Origin of the sequence: Nisaea sediminum, from assembly GCF_014904705.1 — a bacterium.
In the GTDB taxonomy this organism is placed as follows: Bacteria; Pseudomonadota; Alphaproteobacteria; order Thalassobaculales; family Thalassobaculaceae; genus Nisaea; species Nisaea sediminum.
On record NZ_JACZCQ010000006.1, the window covers coordinates 18046 to 44743 of the forward strand.

Consider the following 26698-nt stretch of genomic DNA (forward strand, 5'->3'; position numbering starts at 1 on the left):
CCCGGCCAGAGAGCCGGGACCTTCTCGAACACCGAGCCCTGCCTTTCGCAAGGTCCCGGATCAAGTCCGGGATGACGGAAGTTTTTTTGATGACGATCACCCATCCAGAAAATCCAGCACCGCCTTCGTGAACAGTTCCGGCTGTTCGAAATTGGCGAAATGGGCCGCCTCCGGGATCTCGACATAGGACGAACCCTTGATCAGGCCGTGGATCTCCTTGGCATGGGCCGGCGTGGTGGCCGGGTCCTCGGCACCGACGATGACGAGGGTCGGGTTGGTGATCGCCCCGATCGTGCCGCGCTGGTCCATCGCCTGGATGGCACGGCTGCAGCCGATGAACCCCTGCGGCGGCGTGCCGAGGATCATAGCGCGCACCTTCTCGAGGTCGCTGGGACGTGTCTGATGGCTGGCCGGGGTGAACCAGCGCTCCAGCGTGGCGTCAGCCACCGCCTCCATGCCGCCCTTCTCCACCGTCTTGATCCGGCCGTCCCACATTTCCTTCGTCGGCATGTAGGCGCCGGTATCGGCGAGGATCAGTTTCGAGACCCGGTCCGCATGCCGGACGCCGAGCATCTGGCCGACCATGCCGCCCTTGGAGAGGCCGCAGAAATCGGCTTTGGCGACGCCGAGACCGTCGAGCAGGGCGACCGCGTCCTCGGCCAGCATCTCGATCGTATAGGGCCCTTCCGGCGCATCGGACTGGCCATGCCCCCGGCTGTCGTAGCGGATCACGCGGAAACCCGCGCCGGTCAGGGCGTCGATCTGCGGGTCCCACATGTAGAGATTGGAGGCGAGCGAGTTGGACAGCAGAAGCGGGCGGCCGCTGTCCGGCCCGTCGATACGGTAATGCAGCCTGATCCCGTTGGCGTCGATATGCGGCATGGGTGCCTCCCCTGGTTTTTTTGCTTTGCGGCCGGAGATGACCGGCCGTTAGAAGGAGGCAGTTTGCGCGGGAGAGGGAACCAATGGCAATGTCATGCGTTATCGTTTTCGCGCGGGCGCGAGTGTCCCGCTCTTTGCAAAGAGTAGCCGGCATCAGATGAAGACTCTCCGCCTCGCGGCCATGGCCGCCGTCCTTGCCGCGACAGGCGCGTCCGCCTGCCCGGCATTCGCCGACGAGAAGAAGGAGCCCGTCACCGGCGCCTTCAACTTCACCATCGAAAACGACATGGTGAACGGTACCGACCGGAATTACACGAACGGGGCGGCGCTGCAATACACCGATACGCTGAACCGGGTTCCCTGGAGCGTGCGCGCGGCAGCAGCCCCCTTCATCGATCCGAGCGCCGACATCCGCGTCACCTACCAGCTCGGCCAGAACCTCTACACGCCGCAGGATATCGAGCGGAAGATCCCGGACCCGAACGACCGGCCGTATGGCGCCTGGCTCTATGGTGCGGTCGGCGTTCTCGCTGATACGGAAGACACGGTCACCTCGCTGCAGCTCAGCCTCGGAATGGTCGGTCCGGCCGCGCTCGGCGAACCGGTGCAGAGCTTCGTCCACAGCGTGATCGATACCCGCGAGCCGCGCGGCTGGGACAGCCAGATCAAGAACGAGCCGGCCCTCTTGCTGACCTTCGAGAAGAAATGGAACGAACGGCTACTCGGCGCGCCCTACGGTTACCAGATCGACGCGGCGCCCTATGTCGGCGGCGCCCTCGGCAACGTCTTCACCCATGTCAACGGCGGCATGATGCTGCGCTTCGGCGAGGATCTTCCGCAGGGCGACTACGGCCCGCCACGGATCCAGCCGAGTACTCCGGGCTCCGGCTATTTCGAGCCGGCGGACGATTTCGGCTGGTATCTCTTCGCCGGGATCGAGGGGCGGCTGGTCGGGCGCAACATCTTCCTCGACGGCAACACCTTCACCGACAGCCCCTCGGTCGACAAGAAGGTCATGGTCGGCGATTTCACCTACGGGATCGTCTTCAATGTCGGCCGCGCCCGGGTCTCGCTGACCCAGGTCGTGCGCACGCCGGAATTCAGCGGCGACGACGACTTCTCGACCTTCGGCTCGCTCGGCGTGACCTATGCGTTCTGAGCAGGGTCGCCGCTAGCGTTTCACGATTGCCAGTTGACCTCGCGGGCCCTATTTTCCCCCGCCAGCACCCTCATGACAGCAATCGGCCCATATGACCGACCTCAGCCATATCCGTAACTTCGCGATCATCGCCCATATCGACCACGGCAAATCCACGCTGGCGGATCGCCTGATCCAGCTCTGCGGCGGTCTCACCGACCGCGAGATGAAGGAGCAGGTGCTCGACAGCATGGATATCGAGCGCGAGCGCGGCATCACCATCAAGGCGCAGACCGTGCGTCTGATGTACAAGGCCGACGACGGCGAGACCTATCAGATCAACCTGATGGACACGCCGGGCCATGTCGACTTCGCCTACGAGGTGAGCCGTTCGCTCGCGGCCTGCGAGGGGTCCATTCTTGTCGTCGATGCCAGCCAGGGCGTCGAGGCGCAGACCCTCGCCAACGTCTACCAGGCCATCGAGCAGGATCACGAGATCATCCCGGTACTGAACAAGGTCGACCTCCCCGCCGCCGACGTGCCGCGGGTGAAGGAACAGATCGAGGACGTGATCGGAATCGACGCCTCCGATGCGATCGAGGTCTCGGCCAAGACCGGGCTCAACATCAAGGCCGTTCTGGAGGCGCTGGTGCAGCGCCTGCCGGCCCCGACCGGCGACCGCGAGAAGCCGCTGCAGGCGATGCTGGTCGACAGCTGGTACGACAGCTATCTCGGCGTCATGGCACTGGTCCGGGTGCGTCAGGGCGTGCTGAAAAAGGGCCAGAAGATCAAGCTGATGCAAACCGGTGCGGTGCATCTGGTCGAACAGGTCGGCGCTTTCACGCCGAAGCTGACGGAATTCAAGGAGCTCGGCCCGGGCGAGCTCGGTTTCATGAGCGCCTCGATCAAGACCGTCGCCGACTGCCAGGTCGGCGACACCATCACCGAGGAAAAGCGCCCCTGCGACGCCCCGCTGCCGGGCTTCAAACCAAGCATCCCGGTGGTGTTCTGCGGTCTTTTTCCGGTCGATGCCAACGACTACCCGGATCTGCGCGACAGCCTCGAGAAGCTGCGCCTGAACGATGCCAGCTTCAGCTTCGAGGCGGAGAGTTCCGCCGCGCTCGGCTTCGGCTTCCGTTGCGGCTTCCTCGGCCTGCTCCATCTGGAGATCATCCAGGAGCGGCTGGAGCGGGAATTCAATCTCGACCTGATCACCACCGCGCCGAGCGTCGTCTACCGGATCAACCTGACCAACGGCAAACAGATCGAGCTGCACAATCCGGCGGACATGCCGGATGTAATGAAGATCGACTCCATCGAGGAGCCCTGGATCAAGGCGACCATCATGGTGCCGGACGAGTATCTCGGCCCTGTGCTCGCGCTCTGCACCGAGCGCCGCGGCGAGCAGCTCGAGCTGACCTATGTCGGCAGCCGGGCCATGGCCGTCTACAAGCTTCCGCTGAACGAGGTTGTGTTCGATTTCTACGACCGTCTGAAGAGCATCTCGCGCGGCTATGCCAGCTTCGACTATGCGCTGGAAAGCTACGAGGAAGGCGACCTGGTGAAGCTGTCCATCCTGGTCAACGCCGAGCCGATGGACGCGCTCTCGATGATCGTCCATCGCAGCCAGGCCGACTTCCGTGGTCGCGCCATGTGCGCACGCCTGAAGGACCTGATCCCGCGGCAGCTCTTCAAGATCGCCATCCAGGCGGCGATCGGCGGCAAGGTCATCGCCCGCGAGACCGTCAGCGCCATGCGCAAGGACGTGACCGCGAAATGCTACGGCGGCGACATCACGCGGAAGAAGAAGCTGCTGGAGAAGCAGAAGGAAGGCAAAAAGAAGATGCGGCAGTTCGGCAATGTCGACATCCCGCAGAGCGCCTTCATCGAAGCCCTCAAGATGGGCGACAATTAAAGAAGTTGATCGTCATCCCGGACTTCGATCCGGGATCTTGCGAAGCTTGGTCGGGTCTCGCGTTCCGAAAGGTCCCGGCTCTTCGGCCGGGATGACGGATCGGCGGTTAAAATAGAACGCGGTTGACCGCCCAGTTCCGCACGTCTAACGTGTAGTCATGATCATTTCGACCTATCGCCGACGCCGCAGCCCGACATTCGCATTCGCGCGACGACGATGATCCGTGCCTTTTCCCAGACCGTTTCACCGACCGCGCCCCCGGCGCGGTTTTTTAATGCCCGGATTCAAAGGATCGATCCCATGACCGCAAGTTTCACCACGCTCAATCCCGATACCCTCTGGCAGGTTCCGGAGGCCTTCACACCGGTCTATGCCCACGCAACGGAAGTGACGGACGGCCAGAAAATGCTCTTCGTCTCCGGCCAGTTCGGCGTACGCCCGGACGGTAGCCTGCCGGAGGATTTCACCAGCCAGGCGGCGCAGGCGATGGCGAATGTCGAAGCGCTGCTCGCCGCCTCCCGCATGTCCTTCGCCAATGTCGCCAAGCTGACCTTCTTCCTCACCCGCAGCGGCGATGCCCCGGATCTGGTCAAGCTGCGGACGGAGAAATGGGGCAAGGGCCGGGCGCCGGCCGTGACCGTGCTGACCGTCTCCGCTCTGGCGCGGTCAGACTATCTGATCGAGATCGAGGCCGTCGCGGTGAATTGAGCGCTGGCCCAAAAACCAGCTCTGTCGTCACCCCGGCGACGGCCGGGGCCCAGGGAACGTGGAACATCGCCCTCGATCCCTGGGTTCCGGCCTGCGCCGGAATGACGGATAGGCGCAATGCGGATTAGCGCATCCCCGCTCTGACCTCATCCGGCGTCACCAAAACGGCATTGCCACATCGTACGCAACCGACGTCTGAAGGCTTTACCTGGCCCCTCAGCGGACTACGTTTTCAACATTGAGCCGAACTTTTTCGACGACAGTCAGAAGACCCGAGTGAGTCAGGCCTTGTTTGCCAAACGCAGGTGCGCAATCGGCGAGCGCGATCGTCAACTTCTCGGGCCGGCCATAGAAGATGCGCGCAAATTCTTCGTGGATGAGCACGCAATTGCCCCGTCCACCCCGTGTTTGGACATGTGCGACATCGAGGACCAGGCCGTCGGCCTCGATAGTCCGACGCTCCACAGCAGCATCCTCCATGCGGAGTAACTTGCGCCTGATATCCTCTCCGACAGGATCACGCGTCCTGCAGTCGCCGACGACACTTTCTGAAGCGACATGACCACTTTCTACTGCAATGTAAGCGCGCCCATTGTGCCAGGAGACACGATCAATAGCTTGGTGCGGGTCCCGCAGGCCGACCACGCTGACCTGTCGTTCATCCCGCGTGCTTAGATCGGCAGAATAGAGCCTCGTATCCTCGCTGATCCATCCGATCCTATCCGGATGGGCGACGCGCACACAGGCGAAGAGCGTGTCCATCGCCACGAAGGCCTCGGCCCTTTCCCGCACTGTTTTCGTACCGGCAGAAAGCCAGGAACCATGCTCCACAAGTTGCGGGTTTAGTGTGCAGCTGGAGAAAGCCAGAAGCATCAATACCGCAATCTTCTGCCCAACCCACCTTATCTCGCACACCTTGTTAGGGCTGACGGTTCTGGAGCCATGATGATGATGAGAAGAGCCGATCATACCAAACCAGCCCTGACCTCGTCAGGCGTCGCGAGTGTGCCGCCCGCCGCCTCGATCAGCTTCAGCGCCTCCTCGACCAGAGCGACGTTGCCCACATCGACCCCGAACGGCTGGTCCTCCAGCCCGACCCGGACATGGCCGCCGCGCTCCACCGCCGGCGCGATCAGCGGGCGGATGTCGACGGCGAGACCGGCGACCATCCAGGGAGCGCCGGGCGCCTCCTCTTCGCGCAGGGTGTTGTAGGCTTCCAGAGCATAGAGCTCCGGCGGAAAGCTGAAGGTCAGGCGGTCGGAGAACATGTAGCGGTAGAGCGGCTTGGGGCATCCCGGAAAGGCCCGATGCAGGGCCGCGCCCTGGCGGATGAAGCCAGGCTCGTAGATCGCGTAGCTCGGATGCAGCCCCTTCTCCCGGCAGAGCTCGAGCCCGTGCCGGACGTGGCTTTCGGGATTGAAATAGGTGAAGCCCTCACGGCCCTCGGCGATCCAGGCATCGTGAGTGATGTTGGTGCTGCCGGGATCGACCACGCTCCACTCGATCAGGCGGCGCTCGGCGAGACCTTTCACATGGGCGAAGCGCTGGGCGGGGCTCATGGTGTCGGAGACGTTGGGCAGGCCCGCCATCGGGAGAGTGCCGTAGATGATCACCTCCTCGTTCACCTCGCGCACCCGCTCGATCACCTCGGCATAGGCCTCGGTGGTGTCGACCTGCAGGCCTGTCGCGACGTCGTAGGGATGGAAATGCAGGATCGCCGCGCCCGCCTTCGCGCAGGCGATACAATCCGCGGCAATGTCCTCCGGGGAGACCGGGATCGACGGTTGCCGCGACCGGGTCCAGGGGCCGTTCACGGCGGCCTCAAGCCAAACCTTGGTCATTTGCTCTCTCCTTCATCCCGAGGATCGAGAGCGCTGTCGTCCTCAGGCAGTTCACCCGGCACGCCCTTGCGCTCCGGGCGAATGCCGTGGGACGTCCGGACGAGGCGGGAGATCAGCGAGTCCATCAGGTAGCGGATATAGGGATCCATCTCCCTGATCTTCGGCTCGATCAGGGAGCGGTCGACGACGACGAGCTCGGTATCTTCCAGGCATCGGCCCGTTGCGGTGCGGGGAATATCGGCAATCACGCCCATCTCGCCAAACATCTGATTCTCGGTGATGACGTCGAGCACCTTGCGGCTCTTGCCGACCCCGATCGAGATCTCGACCGAGCCGAGAAGCACGATAAAGGCCTCGAAGGCCTCGTCACCCTCGGCGAAGACAAGCTGCCCCTTTTTGTAGCGCCGGGTCTTGGCTTCCTTGTACTGCATGTCGCAGGCACCTCCAGGCCGCTTCCCGCCCCTGTTCTTTTTTGCGATAAGCTCGACGAGAGCGCAACGGGAGGTCGGGGACAAACATGATATCGGAACGCCTTCTCGGCCGCTTGCTTATTGCGGTCGCGACCGCCGGGCTGATCGCCGGACTGATCGCCTGGCAGACCGGGCATGATACCGCCTCGATCTGGATCTGGGGCCTCGCCACGCTACCGGTCGTCGTCTCGCTCGCCATTTCCATGACCCGCGCATTGCTTGCCGGGCGCATGGGCGTGGATGCCGTCGCGCTGCTTTCCATGTCGGCCGCGCTTGCCCTCGGGGAGACCCTCGCCGGCGTCGTCGTCGCGGTGATGTATGCGGGCGGAAACGTTCTCGAGGATTTCGCCGTCTCCCGGGCAGAACGCAACCTGAAGAGCCTGACGGACCGTGCGCCGCGTACCGCGCACCGCTATGTCGACGGAACGCTGGAGGATATCGGCGTCGAGCAGGTCGCGGAGCGGGACCGCCTGCTGGTGCGCACCGGCGAGGTCATTCCCGTCGACGGCGTGATCCTCGAGACCGGGGCCGACAGGACGGCCACCATCGACGAGTCGGCGCTGACCGGCGAGCCGATCCCGGTCGAGCGCCATGCCGGCGAGCCCGTGCGGAGCGGCGCGGTGAATTCGGGTGTCCCTTTCAGCCTGCAGGCGACCGCGACGGCAAGCGAGAGCACCTATGCCGGCATCGTCGCGATGGTCGCCGCCGCGCAGACCGCACAGGCCCCCTTCATCCGCATGGCCGACCGTTTCGCCCTGCTGCTGTTGCCGCTCGCCGTGACGGTCGCCGGCGCCGCATGGTTCCTCTCGGGAGACCCAGTGCGAGGCCTCGCGGTGCTGGTCGTCGCCACGCCCTGCCCGCTGATCCTCGCCGCTCCCGTCGCCTTCATTTCCGGCGTCTCGCTCGCGGCCCGGCGCGGGGTGCTGGTGAAGGGAGGAATGGCGCTCGAGGCACTCGCCCGCGCGCATACGATCCTCTTCGACAAGACCGGCACGCTGACCATCGGCGGCGCCCGCCTCGTCGCGGTAGAGACCGCGCCGGGTCACGATCCGGTCGAGGTGCTGCGCCTCGCCGCCTGCCTTGAGCAGGCGTCGCATCATGTGATTGCCCAGGCGATCGTGGGGGCGGCCGAATCCCGCGGCCTGACGCTCGTGCCGCCGACCGACGTGCGCGAGGAACTCGGCGCCGGCCTCACCGGCACGGTAGACGGCAAGCGGGTCGCCGCCGGCAGCCTGACCATGACCACCGGCGGCAACCAGCGCGCCGCCTGGGTCGACCGCGCCCAGCGCCGGGCCTCCTGGCGCTCCGCGCTGTCGGTCTTCGTGACGGTCGACGGTGCACTCGTCGGCGCCCTTCTGCTCGGCGACTCCCTCCGGCGGGAAGCGCCACGCGCCATCCGCGCGCTGCGCGAGGCCGGGATCGGCCGCATCGTCATGGTGACGGGCGACCATGCGGACGCGGCCGAAACCATCGGCGCCGCGCTCGATCTCGACGCGGTGCTCGCCAACCGGGTTCCGGCGGACAAGGTCGATGCGGTCGAATTCGAGAAGAAGCGTCATCCGACCCTGATGGTCGGCGACGGCATCAACGATGCACCGGCCCTCGCCGCCGCCGACATGGGGATCGCCATGGGCGCGCGCGGCGCCAGCGCCAGCTCGGAGGCTGCCGACGCCGTGGTGCTGATCGACCGGCTCGACCGGGTGGCGGACGCGCTTGCGATCGCCAAGCGCTCACGCCGCATCGCGATGGAAAGCATCGTCGCCGGCATGGTCATGTCGCTCGTCGCGATGGCGTTCGCGGCCGCCGGCTACCTGACACCGGTCGCCGGTGCCATCCTGCAGGAAGGGATCGATGTCGCGGTGATCCTGAACGCGCTCCGCGCCCTGGTGCCGCCGGGCCTCGGGATGAAGCCGAGCCTGCCGGAAGAGGCCGCCCAGCGGCTGCGCGACGAGCATGAGGAAGTGGAAGCCTGGCTCGACCAGCTCCGGGCCCATGCGGACGCGCTCGACGATGCGGAGGGTGCGGAAGCTCTGGCGCATATCGCCGAGGCGAACCGGATCATCAACGAGGATATCGTCCCGCACGAGCGCGAGGACGAGGTCAATGTCTACCCGAAGCTGGTGCCCCATCTCGGCAACGCGCACGGGCTCGCGGCGATGAGCCGGGCGCACCGAGAGATCCAGCACCTCGGCCGCCTGCTCGACCGGCTGGTGAGCGGCGTCGGCGAGGACGAGGCGGACCGCTACCTGATCCGCGACGCCCAGCGCATCATCGAGTCCGTAGACGCCCTGGTGCGCATCCACAACGCCCAGGAAGAGGACATCTTCGACTACGCGGCGGGCTAGACCCGGACACGGAGCTCCGCAACGCGGCTGCAGGTAGAGCACAGGTGCCTTTCTTCCGCGTGTGCGCCGTCGGAGCTGAAAAAGCGAGCAAATCCCTGTAGTTTCGTGAACAGCCTCCCACCTCGCGCGCATCACGCATGCAATGCTGCGCTGCACAATAATATTGAGATAGGTCAGCATTACTGTATTATGAGGCGCGAACGGACGCCTTCTCGTGCGTCTCCCGGCGAAACCGCACGGGGGTCGGAAGAGTGGGCGGGAAATCCCGGGACATCCATCGATTTCGAGAGAGATGCGCACCCATGCTGCAGGCGATGAAAACGCGTTTGTCATCCGCGACGGACGGAACCAATCAAGAGCACAAGCTGACCCCCGGCCAGATCAAGACGGACATCCTCTCCGGCCTCACCGTCGCCCTCGCTCTAGTTCCGGAAGCGGTCGCCTTCGCCTTCGTCGCCCATGTGCATCCGCTGGTCGGCCTCTATGCCGCCTTTATCGTCGGCCTGATCACCGCCGTCTTCGGCGGCCGGCCGGGCATGATCTCCGGCGCGACCGGCGCGCTCGCCGTCGTCATGGTCGATCTCGTCACAAGGCACGGGGTCGAATATCTGTTCGCCACCGTCGTCCTGATGGGCCTATTGCAGATCTTCGCCGGCGTGATGCGCTGGGGCAAATTCATCCGGATGGTGCCGCATCCGGTCATGCTCGGCTTCGTGAACGGGCTTGCGATCGTCATCTTCCTCGCCCAACTCGGCCAGTTCAAGGTGAAGACACCGGAAGGCGGAACCACTTGGATGAGCGGAGAGCCGCTCTATCTGATGCTCGGCTTCACCGCCGTGACGATGGCGCTGATCTATGTCGTGCCAAGGATCACCAAGTTCATCCCGGCCCCGCTCGCCGCGGTCGGCATCGTCTCGCTGGTGGTCATCGGCTTCGATCTGGACCTGCCGCGCGTCGGCGATCTCGCCAGCATCGAGGGCGGGTTGCCCGCCTTCCACATTCCGATGGTGCCGCTGACGCTCGAGACCTTCGAAGTGATCCTGCCCTATTCGCTGATCCTCGCCGCCATCGGCCTGATCGAGAGCCTCCTGACCCTGAACGTCGTCGCCGACATGACCGAGACCAAGGGCGGCGCCTCCAGGGAATGCCTCGCCCAGGGCATGGCCAACACGGTCACCGGTTTCTTCGGCGGCATGGGCGGCTGCGCGATGATCGGGCAGAGCGTGATCAACGTGAAATCCGGCGGCCGCACCCGGCTCTCCGGCATTTCCGCCGCGCTCTTCCTGCTGAGCTTCATTCTCTTCGCCTCCAGCCTGATCGAGCAGATCCCGCTCGCGGCGCTGGTCGGCGTCATGTTCATGGTGGTGATCGGCACCTTCGCCTGGCGCAGCCTGACCATCATGCGCCGGATCCCGCGCAAGGACGCGCTGCTGATCGTGCTCGTCACCATCGTCACCGTCTTTACCGATCTCGCCATCGCGGTCGTGATCGGCGTGATCCTGGCCGCCCTGTTCTACGCCTGGAACGCGGCGACGCGGATGCATGCCGTCTCCGGCATCGACGTCTCCGGCGCCAAGATCTACAGCCTCGACGGCCCGCTCTTCTTCGGCTCGACCGAGAGCTTCCTCGCCCAGTTCACGCCGAAGGAAGACCCGGACCGCGTCGTCATCGACTTCATGAATTCACGGGTGGTCGACCATTCCGGCCTGCAGGCGATCGAGAGCCTCGCCAAACGATATGACGAACTCGGCAAGCGCCTGCAGCTCCGCCATCTGAGCCGCGACTGCAAGGTACTCCTCGGCAAGGCGGGACAGCTCGTGGAAGAGCGCGACGACGAGGATCCGGTCTACGGGGTCGCCAGCGACTACGACCTCCGCATCGGTCAGGTCGGCACGGGGCACTGATTACCCGAATGCCGACCCACCCCTTCCGGTCGGGGTTATTTCGCGAGCTTGGGGTCGATCTGCCAGATCTCGCTGACCAGACGGTCGCCGTGATAGGTCAGGACGTAATGCACCGGCACGGTTCCCTTGCCGAGGAACTTCACGTTCGCGGAGACCGTGCTGCCTTTCGGATTGGCGTGCTCCGCGACATCGGACACCTCGACCTTCAGCGGCCCCTGGGCGCCGGTGAACTTGCGCCAGACCGTTTCGATACTGGCCTTGCCCGCATGGACACCGTCGAGCGGCCCCCCGATCCAGTAGAGCGTCGCATTGTCCGCGTAGTCGGCGAGGATCGCTTCGACGGCGCCCTTGCCGATGGCCTCGAAATGACCCGTCGCCCTGTCCCGCGCGGAAGCGGCGAACGCGTCCGCCGCGAAAGCCGAAACGGACATCAGTCCGACGGCGACGAGAAGTGCGGATTTCTTGAATGCTTTCATTATCTGGCCCTCCAGTGACCGGTTGCGAATGAAAGCATCTACGCCGCGAGATCGAATTTATTCCCTCGCGCTGCGGCTTTTTCCCATCTCCCCGTCACGATTCGTAGAGGGCCCGTACAATCCGGGCGGCTCCGGAGAGTTCCTGCTCGGAGAAACCGCCGGAGAGGCCGAACCCCTTGTGGCCGTCCACCCAATAGACCACGCCGGCCCCGGCATTGCGCCGGTATTGCATCGGAGTCCGACGCGCGCCCGCGAGGTCGTTCCTGACATAGACGACCATGCGGCGCCCCTGCCCGTTTTCGTACATCAGAAGAGCCGCCGGCGCGGCCTCGCCCATCAGCAAACGTCCACCCACGAGGGTGAAACCGATGGTCTCGAGCCGCGGGATCTCGAAGGACATGCCCATCCGGTTCGACAGCCATGCCGAGAGATGGTCGGCATCCGTCCCGCTGACCTCGACCGGATGCCGGACTTCGGGAGCGTAGACCGTATAGGCAGTCGCGGCCCGGTCGGCGATCCGGGCGGCATCACTCGACGGACCTCCCAGATACCCATTGGCAAACCAGCCGGATGCTCCGCCGACCAGAAGGCCCGCAATGGCAGCGGCGGCCGCGAAACGGACGTGGAAACGGGGGCGCCGGGGCGGAACGAGAAAACCGGACTCGATCTCCGTCGCCGGTTCGCCAAGGGCCGGATCCAGAGCTTCGCGCAGCGTCTCGTTGAGCGATCTGTATTCCGCGACCTGTCGCGCCGCGTCCGGATGCTCCGAGAGATAGGCTTCGACCGCCGCCGCGCGTGCGGGCGATAGCCTGTCGTCCGCGTAGGCGTGAAAGTCGTCGGTGGTGATCGGAAGGTCGTCGTCGTGGTTCGTCGGCATGTCACTTCACCTGTCTGATGGCCGGCGTCGCGGCCGCGCGGAAACAGAGTTCGCGCAACCGTTCCCGCCCCCTGTGCAATCTCGACATCAACGTGCCCGTCCGCACACCGAGGATCTGGGCCGCTTCCTCGTAGCTCAGCCCCTCGACGGCGACGAGCATGACCGCCTCGCGCTGATCATCGTTCAGGCTATCGAGAGCAGCCAGAACCTGCCGCACCTCGGCGCGCTGTTCCTGCTCCGCGGCGGAGGACAATTGCACCGTTCCGGCATCGATGGACACCAGATCCGGGCGGACGGCCCGGCTCCGCACCTGATTGACGAAGATGTTGTGCATGATGGTAAACAGCCACGGCCTCAGCCGTCTGTCCTGCTGCCAGAGATGGAACCGGCTCAACGCCCGCTCAAGGCAACTCTGCACCAGATCGTCGGCGCCGTCCCCCCCACGGGTCAGGACGCGCGCGTATCGCCTGAGATGGGGTATCTCCTCCGTCAGCAGGAGACGGGCATCCTTCTGGTGCGTCAACGCGGCGTCCTCCACCAATCTCCGGCCGGTCCGGAGACTGGCTCTGATAAGGGGAATACAGCGCGTCGCGCATTTTATTCCCGCGGCACCGGAAATTTTTTCAGAGCGCGAGAGAGGGGCGCATCGGACGTCCGACGATGCCCTCGATCGCGAGACCGATGGAGAGCGCGTGCGCGTCCATTCCGCGCCGGCACAGCACCTGAAGGCCAACCGGCAGCGCCGAGCCGAACTGCTGGATCGGGATCGAGATGCCGCACATGCCCCAGAGATTACCCGGTTGCGTATTGCGCGAGGCGGCCATGCCGCGCGCGCCGCCTTCCTCGGTCTTCAGCGCCTCCGCCGGCAGCGTTACCATGGGGGTAGTCGGCGCGATCAGCCCATCCAGCGGACGCAGCGCTTCGTCCGCCAGCTTCTTCAGCGTCTCGTGGCGGCGCAGCGCCAGCGCGTAGTCGATCGCGGAGACATCCAGGCCAACCGACGCCCGCGCCGCGGTGACGCTGTCCATGCCGTTGCGGCCCGCCTTGAAACGGTCGACGCCGAGGCTCGCCAGGATCTCGGTGCCCACGATCGGCGGGAAGATCGTTTCCCGCTCCTTCGGGTCCGGCAGGTCGCTCTTGTCGAGTTCGACGATCGTGATCCCGACCTCAACCAGCGCCCGCAGTGCCTTGTCCATGCAGTCTTCGACCTCCGGATCGAGATCCTCGAAGAAGAACTCGCGCAGCAGACCGAGGCGAAGCGTGTCGGGCGAGACCGCTTCCGGAACCTGGATGCCCATAGTCGCCGCATGCACGATGGCCGAGTCCTCCGCCGAACGGCAGAGCGCGCCGACGGTATCGAGGGTCGGCGAGAGCGGAAACACCCCGTCCGTCGGGATCAGGCCGATACTGGTCTTGAGGCCGGACAGGCCACAGAAGGACGCGGGGATCCGGATCGACCCGCCGGTATCGGAGCCGAGCGCGAAGCCGCACAAGCCCGCCGCCGTCGCCACACCCGAGCCGCTGGAGGATCCGCCCGGAATGCGCTTGGTTTCGAGATCCCAGGGATTCCAGGGCATGCCGCGGGCCTCGTTCTGGCCCGTCCCGCCGAGCGCGAACTCGACCGTCTTGGTCTTGCCGAGAATGACGACGCCGGCTTTCTTGAGACGCTGGACGTAGGTGCCCTCGGGGCCGGTGATTTCGGCGGACTCGATGAGCGAGCCGTTGGTCGTCGGCATGCCGTCCACCGCGTAGATATCCTTGACCCCGATCGGCACCCCCATCAGCGGGCCGAGGTCGGTCCCGGCGCGCAGAAGCCCGTCCATCGCCTGCGCGGTCTGCAACGCGGTTTCGGCGGCAACATGCTGAAAGGCACCGAGTTTTCCGTCGAGCGCATCGATGCGCTCAAGACAGGCCAACGTCACCGCCTCGCTGCTGGTTCGCCCCGCGCGCAGGTCGCGCGCAAAGCCCGCGAGCCCACCATTTTCAAACGGATCTTCCGGAATTCTTGCCATCGCCCTCACCCCCTGCCTGCCATATTCCTGACGTGAATGGTCTGCAGATTAGCGTCCCTTGCCGTCAGGACAAAAGCGCGGACATGGCAAGAGAGCCGTCCGTGCGATCCGGGATTCGCCGCCTGCCTCCACTCGAGGCTATCGCTGGCGCTCCCGAGCGGCTATATCCTTGGGAGGTAACGCAAATGGAAAGCCCGGGCGAGCGATGATCACCACTCACTCCGCACTGATTTACGCCATGGTTCTGAGCGCGGCTGCAGACGGCAGCGTCGACGACGAGGAACTGGAGACGATCAGCGAAATCATCAATGTGCTGCCGATCTTCCAGGATTTCGAGATCGGCAATTTCGGCCAGATCGCAGGCTCCTGCATCGACCTGTTGAGCGAGCCGGATGGGCTCGACGCGGCGGTCGACCAGATCAAGCGCACACTGCCGGACCATCTCGGAGCGACCGCCTATGCGCTCGCCTGCGACGTTGTCGCCGCCGACGGCACGGCCACGCAGGAAGAACTGCGGTTCCTTGAGATCCTGCGCCACGAGCTGAATGTCGACCGTCTGACCGCGGCTGCCATCGAGCGCGGTTCGGCCGCGCGCTACGCGAGATCTTAAGCGGAGGGGGCCGCGCCATGTCGGCCCAGAAACCACTCGACGGAAGACGGATCGGTCTGATCGGCCTCGGCCGGCGCGGCCTCGCGGTTGCGCGCAAACTGACCGAAAACGGTGCGCGTCTCCATGTCTGGACCCGGAACACGGCGAAAGCGGTGGGACTGGCGGAGGCGCATCCGCTGATCGAGGTCGAACCCTGCCCCCGGGATGTCGCGCGCTATACCGAGGCGACGCTGGTCGCGGTCAATAGCGACAAGGCGCTCGAACGGGTGATCTTCGACCCGGATGAGGACCGTTACGGGGTTTTGCACGGCACACCTCCGGAAGGGCTGATTGTCGATATCGGCGAAACCGGCCCCAAGATCACACGGACATTCGCGGATAGGGTGCGTCAGAGCGGACGCCTCTGGATCGACGCGCCGATTACCGAGGCGGCTCTCGGCGGCACGCTCTCCGTCGGTGGTCAGGATACGGCCTTCGCCCGGATCTGGCCGGTCCTCCACGTGCTTTCGAAAAAGGTTCTCCATGCAGGCCCGATCGGCTCCGGCCAGGCGATCCGGACTTGCGGGGCCGCGATCCACGGCCAGATGGTACAGGCTCTCGCGGAGGGTCTGGCGCTCGCCGCCGCCTCCGGTGTCGAAGCCGAGGCGTTGCTCGCCGCCCTTGCCGACAGCGCGGTCGGCGGCGCCGTCCTCAACGAGACCGGCCGCAGGATGGCGGACCGCGAATTCCGCGCCGGCCGCACCGTCCGGATGCAGGCGGAACTGACCGCGCAAGCCAAGGACCTCGCCCGCGCCGCGGGCCTCACGCTCGGCGGCCTCGACAGCAATGCCGCGCATTGGGAAACCCTGGTCGACGGGGGGCAGGGCGAACTCGACATTTCCTCGCTGATCCTCGAGATCGCCGAAGCGCCGAAGGACCTGGAATGAGCGCCGTCGGGGCCGTTCTGTTCGATATCGGCAATGTTCTGATCCACTGGGACCCGCGCCATCTCTATCGAAAGATCTTCAGGACGCCGGACGGTGCTCCCGACGAGGCGCGCATGGAGTGGTTCCTCGGCGCGATTTGCACCACCCCGTGGCATATCCGGCACGATCTCGGACGGCCACCGGAGGAACAGATCGCCGACCTGATCCGGCTTCATCCTGAGCACCGGACGGAAATCGAGGCCTTCTATGGCCGTTTCCAGGAGATGATCCCGGGCCCGCTCGACGGTATCGTCGCGGCCAAGCAAAGGATGAGGACAGCCGGGATCCCGGTCTACGGCCTGACCAATTTCGGCGCGGAGACCTTCCGCGAGACGCGCGAACGTTTCGGCTTCCTCAAGGATTTCGACGGCGTGGCGGTCTCCGGCGAGGAAGGCATCATCAAGCCGGATCCACGGATCTTCGAACTTTGCATCTCGCGCTTCGGCCTCGTTCCGGAACGCACGCTCTTCGTCGACGATTCGTCGCGTAACATCGCGGCGGCGGACGAACTCGGCTTTCGGACCCATCACTTCGTCAGCGAGAGCGCGTGCCTCGAAGCCTTCAGGAAATGCGCGCTTATCTAGGGTCTGCCGATTGCGGTGTCCCCCGGAGCGGGTAGACTGCCGCCCATGCAATACGATCCGGCCCTTCTCGCGGCCATCACCGGAACATTTCTGCTCGCAGGGACCGTCAAGGGCGTGATCGGCCTCGGTCTGCCGACCGTCACGCTTGGCCTCATGACCCTGCTGCTCGATCTGCCGAGCGCCATGGCGCTTCTGGTCGTGCCTTCTCTTGCCACCAATATCTGGCAAGCCTCCGTCGGCGGGAACGCGCGGGCCATCCTCGCAAGGATCTGGCCGTTCCTCGCCACCGCGACACTGACGATCTGGATCGGCGCCCAGGCGCTGAGCCGCGTCGATCTCTCCTATCTCTCCGCCCTGCTCGGCCTGCTGCTGGTCGCCTATGCGGCCAGCGGCCTCGCGGGGTTCCGGCTTTCCCTCTCGCCAAGGAGAGCACGCTGGAGCGGCCCGCTGTTCGGAACGGTCAACGGCATCCTGACCGGAATGACCGGATCCTTCATGGTCCCCGGCGTCCTCTATCTGCAGGCGCTGGGCCTCACCCGCGACATGCTGGTGCAGGCAATGGGAATGCTCTTCCTCCTGTCGACCGCGGCCCTCGCCCTCGCGCTCGGGCAGAACGGCCTCGTGAGCGCCGAACTCGGCATGGTCTCGGCATTGGGGCTGGTGCCGGCGCTCCTCGGCATGGTGCTGGGGCAGAAGATCCGCAGCCGTCTTTCCGAGGATCGGTTCAGACGGGTCTTCTATCTCGGAATTTTCGTGCTCGGTCTCTACATCGCCGCGCGCGCGATAGAGCTCTGACCCCGACACATAGCTCAAACGTGGCGGCGCCAGAGTTCCCGGCCGCTCGAGATGAGGGTCTGGTCGAACATCGGGCCCCTGGGCTCGCCGGCCTTCCGGGGCTCAACCTCCTCCTCATACCTGCTGCGGAAGACGTTTATGAAGAGGATCATATCGACCGTCCTGCCGTCCGCCGCGAGAGGAAAGAGGACGCGCCGCACCTTCAGGAAATTCTTGTCCCGAAACTCGAACACACTGTCACTGACGACCGGACTCGTGGCGGTCAAGACGGAGCGGTAAAGATCCAGGAGGAAGGCACCGTAGTCGCCGAGCTTGATTTCCCCGACATCCTTGCCCGTGAAATCCTCACCGAAGATGTTGTTCAGGTGAGTGCCGAGAAGCCGGTAGCGAAACGCCTGTCCGCCTTCGAGCACGTCAATGAGGCCTATATGGGGGAGCAGATCCGGGATCTCCGTCGGATCGATGTCCCGCCGTCCCGGCAATCCACCTGCAGACTTCTTGCTCCGCCAGTAAGCGATCAGCCGTTCGATCCGATCCTCGATCGGAGGAACGATCTCTTCCAGACGCCCTGCAGACGCGTCACCCTCCATATCCAGCGACCAATCCCGAAAGAGAAAGTTCAAGTCACGGAATGCAGCCCGACCACCCTACCAAAATTTTGATCTGACGCAAATTTTTGCCAGAGAACGACAAAAAACCCTCCAGGGAGCTCCCTGGAGGGTTTCTTGGATTTATGCGGAAGGCTGACTTAGAAGCCCATGCCGCCCATGTCCGGCATGCCGCCACCCGGCATGCCGCCGCCGGCACCTTTCGGTTCCGGCTTCTCGGCGACCATCGCTTCCGTGGTGATCAGCAGACCCGCAACGGAGCCGGCGTTCTGCAGCGCGGAACGAACGACCTTGGCCGGGTCGATGATGCCGGCCTTCACCAGATTGGTGAATTTGCCCTTCTGCGCATCGAAGCCCCAGTCGGTGTCCTTGGACTCGAGCATCTTGCCGACGATGACGGAACCATCTTCACCAGCGTTCTCGGCGATCTGACGTGCCGGGACCTGGATGGCCTTGCGCACGATGTTGACACCGATCTTCTGGTCTTCGTTTTCCAGCTTGATCTTGTCGAGAGCCTTGACGGCATAGAGCAGGGCGGTACCGCCGCCCGGAACGATGCCTTCCTCGACCGCGGCGCGGGTCGCGTGCATCGCGTCGTCGACACGATCCTTGCGTTCCTTCACCTCGATCTCGGTGGCGCCGCCGACGCGGATCACCGCGACGCCGCCAGCCAGCTTCGCGAGACGCTCCTGGAGCTTCTCACGGTCGTAGTCGGAGGAGGTTTCCTCGATCTGCGCCCGGATCTGGTTGCAGCGGGCCTCGATGTCCTTCTTCTTGCCGGCGCCGTCGACGACCGTCGTCTCGTCCTTGGAGATCTGGACGCGCTTGGCGGTGCCGAGCATGTCGACGGTAACGTTCTCGAGCTGGATGCCGAGGTCTTCGCTGACGACGGTGCCACCGGTCAGGATGGCAATGTCTTCCAGCATGGCCTTGCGGCGATCGCCGAAGCCCGGAGCCTTGACGGCGGCAACCTTCAGGCCGCCACGCAGCTTGTTGACGACGAGCGTGGCGAGCGCTTCGCCTTCGACGTCCTCAGCAATGATGAGGAGCGGCTTGCCGGACTGCACGACCTGCTCGAGAACCGGCAGCATCGCCTGCAGGTTGGAGAGCTTCTTTTCGTGCAGCAGGATGTACGGGCTTTCCAGCTCGCAGGTCATCTTGTCGGCGTTGGTGACGAAGTACGGGGAGAGATAGCCGCGGTCGAACTGCATGCCCTCGACAACGTCGAGTTCGGTGTGCAGGGACTTGGCTTCCTCGACCGTGATCACGCCCTCGTTGCCGACCTTCTCCATCGCCTTGGCGATCATTTCGCCGATTTCGGCTTCGCCGTTGGCGGAGATGGTGCCGACCTGAGCGACCTCACCGGAGGTGGAGATCTTCTTGGCGCGCTTCTGGATATCGGCAACGACGGCCTCGATGGCGGTGTCGATGCCGCGCTTCAGGTCCATCGGGTTCATGCCGGCGGCGACGGCCTTGGAGCCTTCGCGCACGATGGCCTGAGCCAGAACCGTAGCGGTGGTGGTGCCGTCACCGGCGATGTCGTTCGCCTTGGAGGCGACTTCGCGCACCATCTGTGCGCCCATGTTCTCGAACTTGTCGGACAGTTCGATTTCCTTGGCAACGGTCACGCCGTCCTTGGAGATGCGCGGGGCACCGAAGGACTTGTCGAGAACGACGTTGCGGCCTTTCGGGCCCAGGGTAACCTTGACGGCATCCGCGAGCACATCCACGCCCTTGAGAAGGCGGGCGCGTGCATCGGTGCCGAACTTGACGTCTTTAGCAGCCATGATGGATCAGTCCTTTCTTAGGATTCCAGAACGCCCATGATGTCGGACTCTTTCATGATCAGCAGTTCTTCACCGTTGATCTTGACCTCGGTGCCCGACCATTTGCCGAACAGAACCTTGTCGCCGGCCTTGACGTCGAGCGGCTGGACCTTACCGGTCTCGTCGCGCGCGCCGGAGCCAGCGGCGACAACTTCGCCCTGCATCGGCTTTTCCTTGGCGGAATCGGGAATAATGATGCCCCCGGCTGTCTTCTCCTCGCCTTCAGTGCGACGGACAACAACCCGGTCATGCAATGGCCTGAACTTCATGCCATAACCTCCGAAAAACTCGTCTGAGTGACGTTTTCTAACTGAGCGCTCGCCGTGGCGAACCTAATTATTAGCACTCACCAACGGCGAGTGCTGACGATGTAGGGAAGCGCGAAACCACTGTCAAGGAATAGCCAAGCGAGTCTGGAAAAATTTTCGGACCGAGAAGAGGCGGGACGCGGTCCACACGAGACCGGCAGATGGGGCCGCCGGGGAGGATTTCCAAACGGAATCTTGCGGAATAGCGGTGAGAGACCCCTAGCAGCAATCAAACCGATTTGCTGCTAATCAATTGATTTTATTTAGTTATTGCGAGGCGCCGCTGTTCTACATCAAAATTTCCGCAATCACAATTGATGGAGTTCATGAATGTCGATTGAGCCTGTCGTCCTGTTCGAGCGCCGCGTGACGACCGCGGAAATTCTCTACCGCATGCCGGACTATCCGGATCTGCTGCAAAGCTTCGTCTGGCAGACACACGACGTCGTTCCGAAATTCCCGCGTCTGAGGCGCTTCCTCGATCATTGGCGGCTCAATATCGAAGCGCAGATTCACTCTGTTCAGATCTGCGCCGGCTCCCTGACCGGGACGGCCAACTTCAACGCCGCGGACATCGAATTCCGGCTTCACTGACACCACCCGCGCGGGTGCGGCATTGCATCCATTTGACCTCCGCCGCACCCGACGCCACATTCCGCCGGTCGTTTTGTCCAAACGGAGAGTGGCGTGAACCCGTCCAGCCCGTCCTACAGCCCCGCCCTGCCGGAACACGCCGCAGCCGACCGGTCCGTCGCCTACTGGCTCGCCGGGGTCGCCGTCATGGTGTTTCTGATGATCGTGATCGGCGGCATCACGCGGCTGACCGAGTCCGGCCTATCGATGGCCGAATGGCGCCCCTTCATCGGCTGGATCCCGCCCCTGAGCGAGGCGGAATGGTATCGGGTCTTCTCGCTTTATCAGGACACGCCGGAATTCCAGAAGGTCAATTCCTGGATGACCATCGAGGACTTCAAGCAGATCTTCTTCTGGGAATATCTGCACCGCGTCTGGGGGCGGCTGATCGGAATCGCCTTCGCCGCCCCGTTCCTGATCCTCGCCGTCTTTGGCAAGATCCGCCGCGCGCTCTACCCGCGGCTCGGCCTGCTCTTCCTGCTCGGCGCCCTGCAGGGCGCGATCGGCTGGTGGATGGTGAAGAGCGGCCTGGTCGACAATCCGGCGGTCAGCCAGTACCGGCTCGCGATCCATCTCGGCGTCGCCTTCGCCATTCTCGGCGTGCTGCTCTGGACCGTACTCGGCCTGCTCCGTCTCCCCGGTGAAGGGGACAGGCACCTCAGGCGCCATGCCGTCGCGGTGCTGCATCTGATCGCCCTGACGGTGATCGCGGGCGCCTTCGTCGCCGGGCTCGATGCGGGCCTGATCTACAACACCTTCCCGCTGATGAACGGGCATGTCGTCCCGCCGGACTACGCCTTCGCCGAGCCGTTCTGGATCAACATCTTCGAGAATCCCGCGACGGTGCAATTCAATCACCGCGTCATTGCCATCCTCACCTTTGCCGCGATCGTCTGGCTCCTGGTGCGGGCCATGCGTTCCGAAGACCTTGCGCCCCGCACCCGGCTTGCCGTTCACGCGCTTGCGGGGATGGGTGCGATACAGGTCGCACTCGGGATCTCAACCCTGCTCGCCCAGGTCCCGGTATGGCTCGGCGCGGCGCATCAGGGCGGCGCGGCGCTAACCTTCGCAGCCGCGGTCTGGGTGCTTTTCGAATTGTCGGGTCCGCGCGGCGCCCGCTGAGCGACGCCTCCGCCGGCGGACCTCAGTCCGTGCTCTTCCATTCCGCAAGGAAGCGCCGGAACGCGTCGCGCCCGACCTTCGCGACCATATCGACCTGATCGAAGGACCGCGGTTCGGGCAGGTAGGACAGAACGGCCTCCATGAAACGATCGGCATCCTGCGTTTGCGGAGGCTCGCCGTCGAAGGAGACATAGAGCGGATTGCGCAGGGCCCACTGCCTGCCCGGGCTCCAGAGCCTGCTGCGAACGATCTGCTCCGCAAGATCCCGAACGCTGTTCCGGCTCTTCAGCCGGGCCGGGTAATGACCCGTTTTCGCGCGCTCTTCCTCGTTGTAGTCGAGAACGATGCAGCCGAACCTCTGCGGATCCACCAGAACCTCGCTGTCATCCAGACTGCCGGTCGACATGAGGACGAAATCCACCAGCCCGTTGTCCGTCATCGGCAGACGCGGAAACCAGAAGCCTTTCAACACATCCGCCGTCGCGAAGAACAGCTGCGGCTGCAGATTATCGATCCGAAGCCCGTTTGGCAGACGCGTGAACAGCCGTGACGGATCGGACGGGATGGAATCAAGCGTCGGGCCTGCCGCGTTGAAATAGATCCGCGCGGAACTGTTCCCCGCGAAGACCCGGACCATCTCCTCCGGCGATATGCTGAGAGACCCGTCGGCGGCGATCATGCCGTCGAAAACTGGTTCCGCCGCCTCCCCGGCAACCCAGAGATCGACGGTGAAGGCCGCTTTCAGACCGGCTGTCTCCGCCCGTTCCAAGAGGTAGGCCATCGAGCCGTCGGAGAAGATATAGTCGGCCACGAGACCGATGAAGTCCGCGCCCTCGTCGCGTGCCAGAAACATGGACGCCCAGTGACTGAGGGACAGCGCCTGATAGGAACTTGCCTGGAGACCCGATTGCAGGATCGGGCTCACATTGAGGAAGACCGTCCGGTGCCGGCCGCAAAAACTCCGGAACACCGGATCGGCCTGCAACCGCTTCCAGTCTTCCGGCGTGGTGAAGAAATGGAATACCGTCTCGCCGGTCTCCCAGAGCTTGCGGTTCCGCGCCCCGAACAGCGACGGCAGGCTGTATTTCAGCCACATGTCGACATATTTCGCCCCCCAGACGGGCAACGAAATAATGCGCCGCTTGCTTGAGCTCCAGCTGTGAGGCTGTTCCTTGTAAGCGGTCAGCAGACCGAGAAGCAGCTTCAGCTTCCTGAAATTGAACTGGCTGTCCGGATCGCCGCCGAGCGCCGGATCGAGCAAGTCCGCGAACCGGGCGCAGTCCTCGATTTCTCCCTGGAACAGCAGGAAATACAGGAACAACAGACACCCGATATCGTGCTCCATAGAGGGGTCGCGTCGCTCGAGGCCGTCCCTGACCTCCCGGAAAAAACGCAGCAGCTCGACCTCTGTCGCTCCCAGATCCCCCATCGCAAAGGCCATCTCCGCGAGGAAGAACCGCATCTGCGGAGAGCGCCCTGCCCCGAGCCGGACGCGGCGCAAGGCCTCGACCGCCCGCGCGGCGAATTCGCGTCCCCGACGGTGCCCCGCCAGCAACTGGATCACCAGCATCCAGGCGCGCGGATTTTCCCGGCCGCACATCGCCGCCGCAGTGGCCGCGAAACTGGGGTCCTCGTGCTTCCATTCGGCGTCGACCATCCGCTGCCACAGGATCGGCTCCGCAGGCGCCAGGATCAGTGCCCGTTTCAGCATGGGCGTCGCCTCGCCGCCGCGCCGCCGGCTCCACAAGAGGTCCTGGTAGGCGATCCAGCCCTGCGGATCCCTCGGCTGCAGGATCTTGCTGAACCGCCGGTAAAGCTTCTCGGCGCCGTTGACGTCGTTTGCATTCTGATAAAGTTGAGCCAGCGGCAGCATATCTCCGGAAAGTTCCGGCGACACGACAAGCGACCGCTTCAGATCGCTGCGCGCGGACCCAACATCGCTTTGACCGAACTGGATCTTCGCGCGGATGGAAAATGCCTGGCTGGAGAAATCACCGAGGATGACGTTCCGCCGGGCATGAACGAGAGCATTCGTCGCCGCGCCGCGCGCCGCCAGGAATTTCAGAATCCTGAGCTGCGCACCGCCGGATTGCGGATGCGCCAGGGCGGCTCGGCGCAGAGCGCGATCCGCTACATCGGCCTGCCCCACATTCTCGGCCGCCTCGGCGAGCCGGAACTGCGCCAACTCATCCGCCGGCTTGGCACCTGCCACCGCCTTCAGGATCTGGAAGGCCGATGCATGGTTCCCGCCGGCGAGCAGTACGATACCGGTCAATTCATGGGCGTCGATATTGTTCGGATCGGCGGCGAGAACGTCCTGCAGAAGCCTGGCGGCCGCCGCCAGATCGTTCGCCCGGTAGGCGCGGACGGCCCGCAAGTAGGTTTCACGGAGGGCCTTCCGGGAATCATCCGAAGCGTGAATCGGGGAATTTCCAGCCGTCAAATCCGTGCTCGCCATGCTTGATTATGAATCGAGACATTTGCCACAGCGCAAACGATGCGACAGGATCGAACGGTGATCGTCCGATTGCAACCCACACGTAAGCGACTTCCCACCGGCGATGGCTCTCCCTGTTCGACCTGCGACGGCAGACCGAACCGGACGAGGCCGATCGCAAGACCAGTTGAAGGATTGAGCATGCCAGACCAGAGCGTTGCGACCGCTATCCTGCGGGCGGTAGATGATGGATTCGACGAACAGCTTCAACTGAGCCAGGAACTGGTGCGCTGCCCTTCCACGCGGGGTCAGGAAGCGACTGCGCAGGATCTGATGGCGCGCGCCGCCCGGGACTTCGGCTACGCGGTCGACATGTGGCGGATCGACCCGGACGAAATCTCGAAACATCCGGGTTTCTCGCCGGTCGATGTGTCCTACGAGAACGCCTATACGGTCGTCGCCTCCTGGCGGCCGGAGACCCCGAAGGGCCGCTCGCTGATCCTGAACGGACATGTCGACGTGGTTCCGATCGGCCCGGAGAAGATGTGGACCCGGGCGCCCTTCGGCGGCGAGATCGACGGCGACTGGATGTATGGCCGCGGCGCCGGCGACATGAAGACCGGCACGGTGAGTGCCCTCTATGCCCTCGAAGGATTGAGGCGCGCCGGTTACAGGCCGGCGGCGCCGGTGCATTTCGAGTCCGTGATCGAGGAGGAATGCACCGGCAACGGCGCGCTCTCGACCCTGGTGCGGGGCTACAAGGCGGACGCGGTGCTGATCCCGGAGCCGACCGGGGAGCGCCTGACCTCGGCGCAGGTCGGCGTCGTCTGGATGCGGGTGAAGGTCGCCGGGATCCCGGTGCATGTCGCCCATGCCGGCAGCGGACAGAACGCGATCGAGGCCTGCGTGCCGCTCTGGAACGCACTGCACGAGCTGGAGGAAGAGTTCAACCTGCCGGAAAACAAACACCCGGCCTTCGCCGACAACCCGCACCCGGTCAATGTGGTGATCTCGCAGATCAAGGGCGGTGACTGGACCTCCAGCGTGCCCGCCTGGTGCACCTTCGAGGTGCGCGTCGGCCTCTATCCCGGGGTCGATCCGGCGACGATCCAGAAGCGGCTGACCGAGACGATCGCCACCGCCTCCAGGTCCCATACCTTTCTCGCGAACAACCCGCCCGAAATCGAATGGCAGGGCTTCCTGTCGCCGGGCTACGTATTGCCTGAGGGCACGCCGGGCGAGGCGCTGCTCGACCAATGTCACGAGACGGTGTTCGCCAACCAGGCGGGCCGCCGCGCCTCGACCGCGCTGACCGACTCGCGCTTCCACGGGATCTACAACAAGACCCCGGCCTATGTTTACGGGGCGATCGCGGAGAATGTGCACGGCTTCGACGAGCGGGTGAACCTGCCGTCGGTCCGGCGCGTGACCGCGGCAATGGCGCTTTTCATCGCCGACTGGTGCGGACTGGAGAAGATCTAGCCGGGTCCCGGCCCTCGATATCCGCACAAAAGAAAAACGCCCGCTTGAAGCGGGCGTTCTCATAAGTCTGAAAGACGGGAAAGCCTTAGGCGGCTTTCGCGGCAACGGCCTTCTCGATGCGCCGCTTCAGCGCGCGGGCGTCGACGCCGAGCTGCGCAGTCTTGGCTTTCATCAGGAATTCGTCGAGACCGCCATTATGCTCGATGGAGCGGATCGCATGCGTGGTGAGACGCAGGCGGACCATCTTGCCGAGCGCATCGCTCATCAGCGAGGTCTGCTGCAGGTTCGGAAGAAACCGGCGGCGCGACCTGTTGTTCGCGTGGCTCACATTGTTGCCGGTCTGGACACCCTTACCGGTGATTTCGCAACGACGCGCCATTTCTCTAATCCTCGGTCAACTCGATAGAATTGCTTTTCGCGCAGCCGAGGCCGCACGAGGAAGCAGGGCATATACGCGAGGCCCTTTTTCCCGTCAAGGGGATTCCGGGGATTTTTCGAGCCTTCAGACCTGCTTTTCGAAGCCTCTGACCGCGCGGTCGAAGATCTCCGTCATGGTCGTGCCACCCGTCGTTTCACCAGGCTTGCGGGCGGCCAGCCTCAACTTGTCGAGGCCGGTCCGTCTTTTCGCCTGGATCGACCTGCGTGCGCGGTCGAGCTCCACTACCGACGGCCGGGTTTCTGTCATCTGCTTACGCATGCGATTCCTCCTCCGGTATGGATTGACTACTGCCTATCTCATATCGGGCGGATATGCCGGATT

Annotated in this window: 26 protein-coding genes; 12 read left to right on the forward strand and 14 right to left on the reverse strand. The window is 64.2% G+C overall.

Annotated features, from left to right (window positions below; all coding sequences use genetic code 11):
• Positions 1-96 precede the first annotated feature (96 nt).
• Positions 97-882: a 3-oxoadipate enol-lactonase gene (gene pcaD, locus IG122_RS12070; RefSeq protein ID WP_193183830.1), complete on the reverse strand. Its 786-nt coding sequence runs from the start codon at positions 880-882 to the stop codon at positions 97-99.
• 157 nt (positions 883-1039) lie between these two features.
• Here pcaD and IG122_RS12075 point away from each other — a divergent pair, with 157 nt between their 5' ends.
• The 3 genes from IG122_RS12075 (at position 1040) to IG122_RS12085 (ending at position 4643) form a co-directional block, all read left to right on the forward strand.
• On the forward strand, positions 1040-2041 hold the full coding sequence (locus IG122_RS12075) for a lipid A deacylase LpxR family protein (RefSeq protein ID WP_193183832.1): 1002 nt from the start codon (positions 1040-1042) through the stop codon (positions 2039-2041).
• A gap of 91 nt (positions 2042-2132) precedes the next feature.
• Complete coding sequence (gene lepA, locus IG122_RS12080; RefSeq protein ID WP_193183834.1) at positions 2133-3935, forward strand: translation elongation factor 4; 1803 nt, start codon at positions 2133-2135, stop codon at positions 3933-3935.
• 300 nt (positions 3936-4235) lie between these two features.
• Entirely contained in the window at positions 4236-4643 is a 408-nt protein-coding gene (locus IG122_RS12085; RefSeq protein WP_193183851.1) for a RidA family protein, read from the forward strand.
• Between the two features lie 216 nt (positions 4644-4859).
• Here the strand turns inward: IG122_RS12085 and IG122_RS12090 are convergent, their stop codons facing one another.
• Genes IG122_RS12090 through IG122_RS12100 form a run of 3 tightly spaced genes read right to left on the reverse strand, consistent with a single transcriptional unit; the run spans position 4860 to position 6915 of the window.
• Complete coding sequence (locus IG122_RS12090; protein WP_193183853.1) at positions 4860-5612, reverse strand: hypothetical protein; 753 nt, start codon at positions 5610-5612, stop codon at positions 4860-4862.
• Complete coding sequence (locus tag IG122_RS12095) at positions 5609-6484, reverse strand: BKACE family enzyme (protein WP_193183855.1); 876 nt, start codon at positions 6482-6484, stop codon at positions 5609-5611. The genes IG122_RS12090 and IG122_RS12095 overlap by 4 nt, the downstream gene beginning before the upstream one ends.
• A complete protein-coding gene (locus tag IG122_RS12100; protein WP_193183857.1) occupies positions 6481-6915 on the reverse strand; it encodes a cyclic nucleotide-binding domain-containing protein in 435 nt (144 codons plus the stop codon). The genes IG122_RS12095 and IG122_RS12100 overlap by 4 nt, the downstream gene beginning before the upstream one ends.
• Positions 6916-7001: 86 nt before the next feature.
• Here IG122_RS12100 and IG122_RS12105 point away from each other — a divergent pair, with 86 nt between their 5' ends.
• Positions 7002-9299 (forward strand): heavy metal translocating P-type ATPase, encoded by a 2298-nt coding sequence (locus IG122_RS12105; protein ID WP_193183859.1) that lies wholly within the window; start codon positions 7002-7004, stop codon positions 9297-9299.
• Between the two features lie 302 nt (positions 9300-9601).
• Positions 9602-11203 (forward strand): SulP family inorganic anion transporter, encoded by a 1602-nt coding sequence (locus IG122_RS12110; protein WP_193183861.1) that lies wholly within the window; start codon positions 9602-9604, stop codon positions 11201-11203.
• Between the two features lie 35 nt (positions 11204-11238).
• Here the strand turns inward: IG122_RS12110 and IG122_RS12115 are convergent, their stop codons facing one another.
• The 4 genes from IG122_RS12115 to IG122_RS12130 all read right to left on the reverse strand — a co-directional run bounded on the left by IG122_RS12115 (position 11239) and on the right by IG122_RS12130 (position 14568).
• Positions 11239-11679 carry a nuclear transport factor 2 family protein gene (locus IG122_RS12115; RefSeq protein ID WP_226893537.1) on the reverse strand — a complete coding sequence of 147 codons (441 nt, stop codon included), beginning with the start codon at positions 11677-11679 and terminating at the stop codon, positions 11239-11241.
• A 94-nt stretch (positions 11680-11773) separates the two neighbouring features.
• Positions 11774-12556, reverse strand: a complete 783-nt coding sequence (locus tag IG122_RS12120) for an anti-sigma factor family protein (RefSeq protein WP_193183863.1) — start codon at positions 12554-12556, stop codon at positions 11774-11776.
• 1 nt (position 12557) lies between these two features.
• Complete coding sequence (locus IG122_RS12125; protein WP_226893538.1) at positions 12558-13079, reverse strand: sigma-70 family RNA polymerase sigma factor; 522 nt, start codon at positions 13077-13079, stop codon at positions 12558-12560.
• A gap of 100 nt (positions 13080-13179) precedes the next feature.
• Positions 13180-14568: an amidase gene (locus tag IG122_RS12130; RefSeq protein ID WP_193183865.1), complete on the reverse strand. Its 1389-nt coding sequence runs from the start codon at positions 14566-14568 to the stop codon at positions 13180-13182.
• A gap of 205 nt (positions 14569-14773) precedes the next feature.
• On the opposite strand from IG122_RS12130, the gene IG122_RS12135 reads away from it, so the two are divergent.
• From IG122_RS12135 to IG122_RS12150, 4 genes are read left to right on the forward strand one after another with little or no spacing between them, the layout of a single operon-like run.
• Positions 14774-15178 carry a tellurite resistance TerB family protein gene (locus tag IG122_RS12135; RefSeq protein ID WP_193183867.1) on the forward strand — a complete coding sequence of 135 codons (405 nt, stop codon included), beginning with the start codon at positions 14774-14776 and terminating at the stop codon, positions 15176-15178.
• A 17-nt stretch (positions 15179-15195) separates the two neighbouring features.
• Positions 15196-16104, forward strand: coding sequence for an NAD(P)-dependent oxidoreductase (locus tag IG122_RS12140; protein ID WP_193183869.1), 909 nt, complete (start codon positions 15196-15198; stop codon positions 16102-16104).
• Entirely contained in the window at positions 16101-16727 is a 627-nt protein-coding gene (locus IG122_RS12145) for an HAD family hydrolase (protein WP_193183871.1), read from the forward strand. Before IG122_RS12140 ends, IG122_RS12145 begins: the two co-directional genes overlap by 4 nt.
• A gap of 45 nt (positions 16728-16772) precedes the next feature.
• On the forward strand, positions 16773-17522 hold the full coding sequence (locus tag IG122_RS12150; protein ID WP_193183873.1) for a sulfite exporter TauE/SafE family protein: 750 nt from the start codon (positions 16773-16775) through the stop codon (positions 17520-17522).
• A gap of 14 nt (positions 17523-17536) precedes the next feature.
• Here the strand turns inward: IG122_RS12150 and IG122_RS12155 are convergent, their stop codons facing one another.
• The 3 genes from IG122_RS12155 to groES all read right to left on the reverse strand — a co-directional run bounded on the left by IG122_RS12155 (position 17537) and on the right by groES (position 20225).
• Positions 17537-18112 (reverse strand): PAS domain-containing protein, encoded by a 576-nt coding sequence (locus IG122_RS12155; protein ID WP_193183875.1) that lies wholly within the window; start codon positions 18110-18112, stop codon positions 17537-17539.
• A 158-nt stretch (positions 18113-18270) separates the two neighbouring features.
• Entirely contained in the window at positions 18271-19917 is a 1647-nt protein-coding gene (groL, locus tag IG122_RS12160; protein ID WP_193183877.1) for a chaperonin GroEL, read from the reverse strand.
• A gap of 17 nt (positions 19918-19934) precedes the next feature.
• A complete protein-coding gene (groES, locus tag IG122_RS12165) occupies positions 19935-20225 on the reverse strand; it encodes a co-chaperone GroES (protein WP_193183878.1) in 291 nt (96 codons plus the stop codon).
• Positions 20226-20594: 369 nt separating this feature from the next.
• Here groES and IG122_RS12170 point away from each other — a divergent pair, with 369 nt between their 5' ends.
• Together IG122_RS12170 and IG122_RS12175 are read left to right on the forward strand one after the other, a co-directional pair.
• The gene (locus tag IG122_RS12170) at positions 20595-20858 is read left to right on the forward strand and encodes a Usg family protein (protein ID WP_193183879.1); all 264 of its coding nucleotides are present in this window, start codon (positions 20595-20597) and stop codon (positions 20856-20858) included.
• A gap of 93 nt (positions 20859-20951) precedes the next feature.
• The gene (locus tag IG122_RS12175; RefSeq protein ID WP_319024872.1) at positions 20952-22019 is read left to right on the forward strand and encodes a COX15/CtaA family protein; all 1068 of its coding nucleotides are present in this window, start codon (positions 20952-20954) and stop codon (positions 22017-22019) included.
• A gap of 22 nt (positions 22020-22041) precedes the next feature.
• Here IG122_RS12175 and IG122_RS12180 read toward each other — a convergent pair whose 3' ends face one another.
• Positions 22042-24396 (reverse strand): tetratricopeptide repeat protein, encoded by a 2355-nt coding sequence (locus IG122_RS12180; RefSeq protein WP_193183880.1) that lies wholly within the window; start codon positions 24394-24396, stop codon positions 22042-22044.
• A 261-nt stretch (positions 24397-24657) separates the two neighbouring features.
• On the opposite strand from IG122_RS12180, the gene IG122_RS12185 reads away from it, so the two are divergent.
• Complete coding sequence (locus tag IG122_RS12185) at positions 24658-25938, forward strand: ArgE/DapE family deacylase (RefSeq protein ID WP_193183881.1); 1281 nt, start codon at positions 24658-24660, stop codon at positions 25936-25938.
• 85 nt (positions 25939-26023) lie between these two features.
• Here the strand turns inward: IG122_RS12185 and rpmB are convergent, their stop codons facing one another.
• The gene (rpmB, locus tag IG122_RS12190) at positions 26024-26317 is read right to left on the reverse strand and encodes a 50S ribosomal protein L28 (RefSeq protein WP_193183882.1); all 294 of its coding nucleotides are present in this window, start codon (positions 26315-26317) and stop codon (positions 26024-26026) included.
• Between the two features lie 123 nt (positions 26318-26440).
• Entirely contained in the window at positions 26441-26635 is a 195-nt protein-coding gene (locus IG122_RS12195; RefSeq protein ID WP_193183883.1) for a hypothetical protein, read from the reverse strand.
• Between the last annotated feature and the right edge of the window lie 63 nt (positions 26636-26698).

Bases quoted from the DNA above. Each gene is read 5' to 3' on its own strand.
- IG122_RS12170 (WP_193183879.1), top strand. From the start codon at position 20,595: ATGTCGATTGAGCCTGTCGTCCTGTTCGAGCGCCGCGTGACGACCGCG.
- IG122_RS12095 (WP_193183855.1), bottom strand. From the start codon at position 6,484: ATGACCAAGGTTTGGCTTGAGGCCGCCGTGAACGGCCCCTGGACCCGG.
- IG122_RS12195 (WP_193183883.1), bottom strand. From the start codon at position 26,635: ATGCGTAAGCAGATGACAGAAACCCGGCCGTCGGTAGTGGAGCTCGAC.
- IG122_RS12075 (WP_193183832.1), top strand. From the start codon at position 1,040: ATGAAGACTCTCCGCCTCGCGGCCATGGCCGCCGTCCTTGCCGCGACA.
- rpmB (WP_193183882.1), bottom strand. From the start codon at position 26,317: ATGGCGCGTCGTTGCGAAATCACCGGTAAGGGTGTCCAGACCGGCAAC.
- IG122_RS12100 (WP_193183857.1), bottom strand. From the start codon at position 6,915: ATGCAGTACAAGGAAGCCAAGACCCGGCGCTACAAAAAGGGGCAGCTT.
- IG122_RS12150 (WP_193183873.1), top strand. From the start codon at position 16,773: ATGCAATACGATCCGGCCCTTCTCGCGGCCATCACCGGAACATTTCTG.
- IG122_RS12135 (WP_193183867.1), top strand. From the start codon at position 14,774: ATGATCACCACTCACTCCGCACTGATTTACGCCATGGTTCTGAGCGCG.
- IG122_RS12120 (WP_193183863.1), bottom strand. From the start codon at position 12,556: ATGCCGACGAACCACGACGACGACCTTCCGATCACCACCGACGACTTT.
- IG122_RS12140 (WP_193183869.1), top strand. From the start codon at position 15,196: ATGTCGGCCCAGAAACCACTCGACGGAAGACGGATCGGTCTGATCGGC.
- IG122_RS12110 (WP_193183861.1), top strand. From the start codon at position 9,602: ATGCTGCAGGCGATGAAAACGCGTTTGTCATCCGCGACGGACGGAACC.
- groL (WP_193183877.1), bottom strand. From the start codon at position 19,917: ATGGCTGCTAAAGACGTCAAGTTCGGCACCGATGCACGCGCCCGCCTT.
- pcaD (WP_193183830.1), bottom strand. From the start codon at position 882: ATGCCGCATATCGACGCCAACGGGATCAGGCTGCATTACCGTATCGAC.
- groES (WP_193183878.1), bottom strand. From the start codon at position 20,225: ATGAAGTTCAGGCCATTGCATGACCGGGTTGTTGTCCGTCGCACTGAA.
- IG122_RS12145 (WP_193183871.1), top strand. From the start codon at position 16,101: ATGAGCGCCGTCGGGGCCGTTCTGTTCGATATCGGCAATGTTCTGATC.
- IG122_RS12115 (WP_226893537.1), bottom strand. From the start codon at position 11,679: ATGAAAGCATTCAAGAAATCCGCACTTCTCGTCGCCGTCGGACTGATG.
- IG122_RS12085 (WP_193183851.1), top strand. From the start codon at position 4,236: ATGACCGCAAGTTTCACCACGCTCAATCCCGATACCCTCTGGCAGGTT.
- IG122_RS12105 (WP_193183859.1), top strand. From the start codon at position 7,002: ATGATATCGGAACGCCTTCTCGGCCGCTTGCTTATTGCGGTCGCGACC.
- IG122_RS12090 (WP_193183853.1), bottom strand. From the start codon at position 5,612: ATGATCGGCTCTTCTCATCATCATCATGGCTCCAGAACCGTCAGCCCT.
- IG122_RS12185 (WP_193183881.1), top strand. From the start codon at position 24,658: ATGCCAGACCAGAGCGTTGCGACCGCTATCCTGCGGGCGGTAGATGAT.
- lepA (WP_193183834.1), top strand. From the start codon at position 2,133: ATGACCGACCTCAGCCATATCCGTAACTTCGCGATCATCGCCCATATC.
- IG122_RS12130 (WP_193183865.1), bottom strand. From the start codon at position 14,568: ATGGCAAGAATTCCGGAAGATCCGTTTGAAAATGGTGGGCTCGCGGGC.
- IG122_RS12155 (WP_193183875.1), bottom strand. From the start codon at position 18,112: ATGGAGGGTGACGCGTCTGCAGGGCGTCTGGAAGAGATCGTTCCTCCG.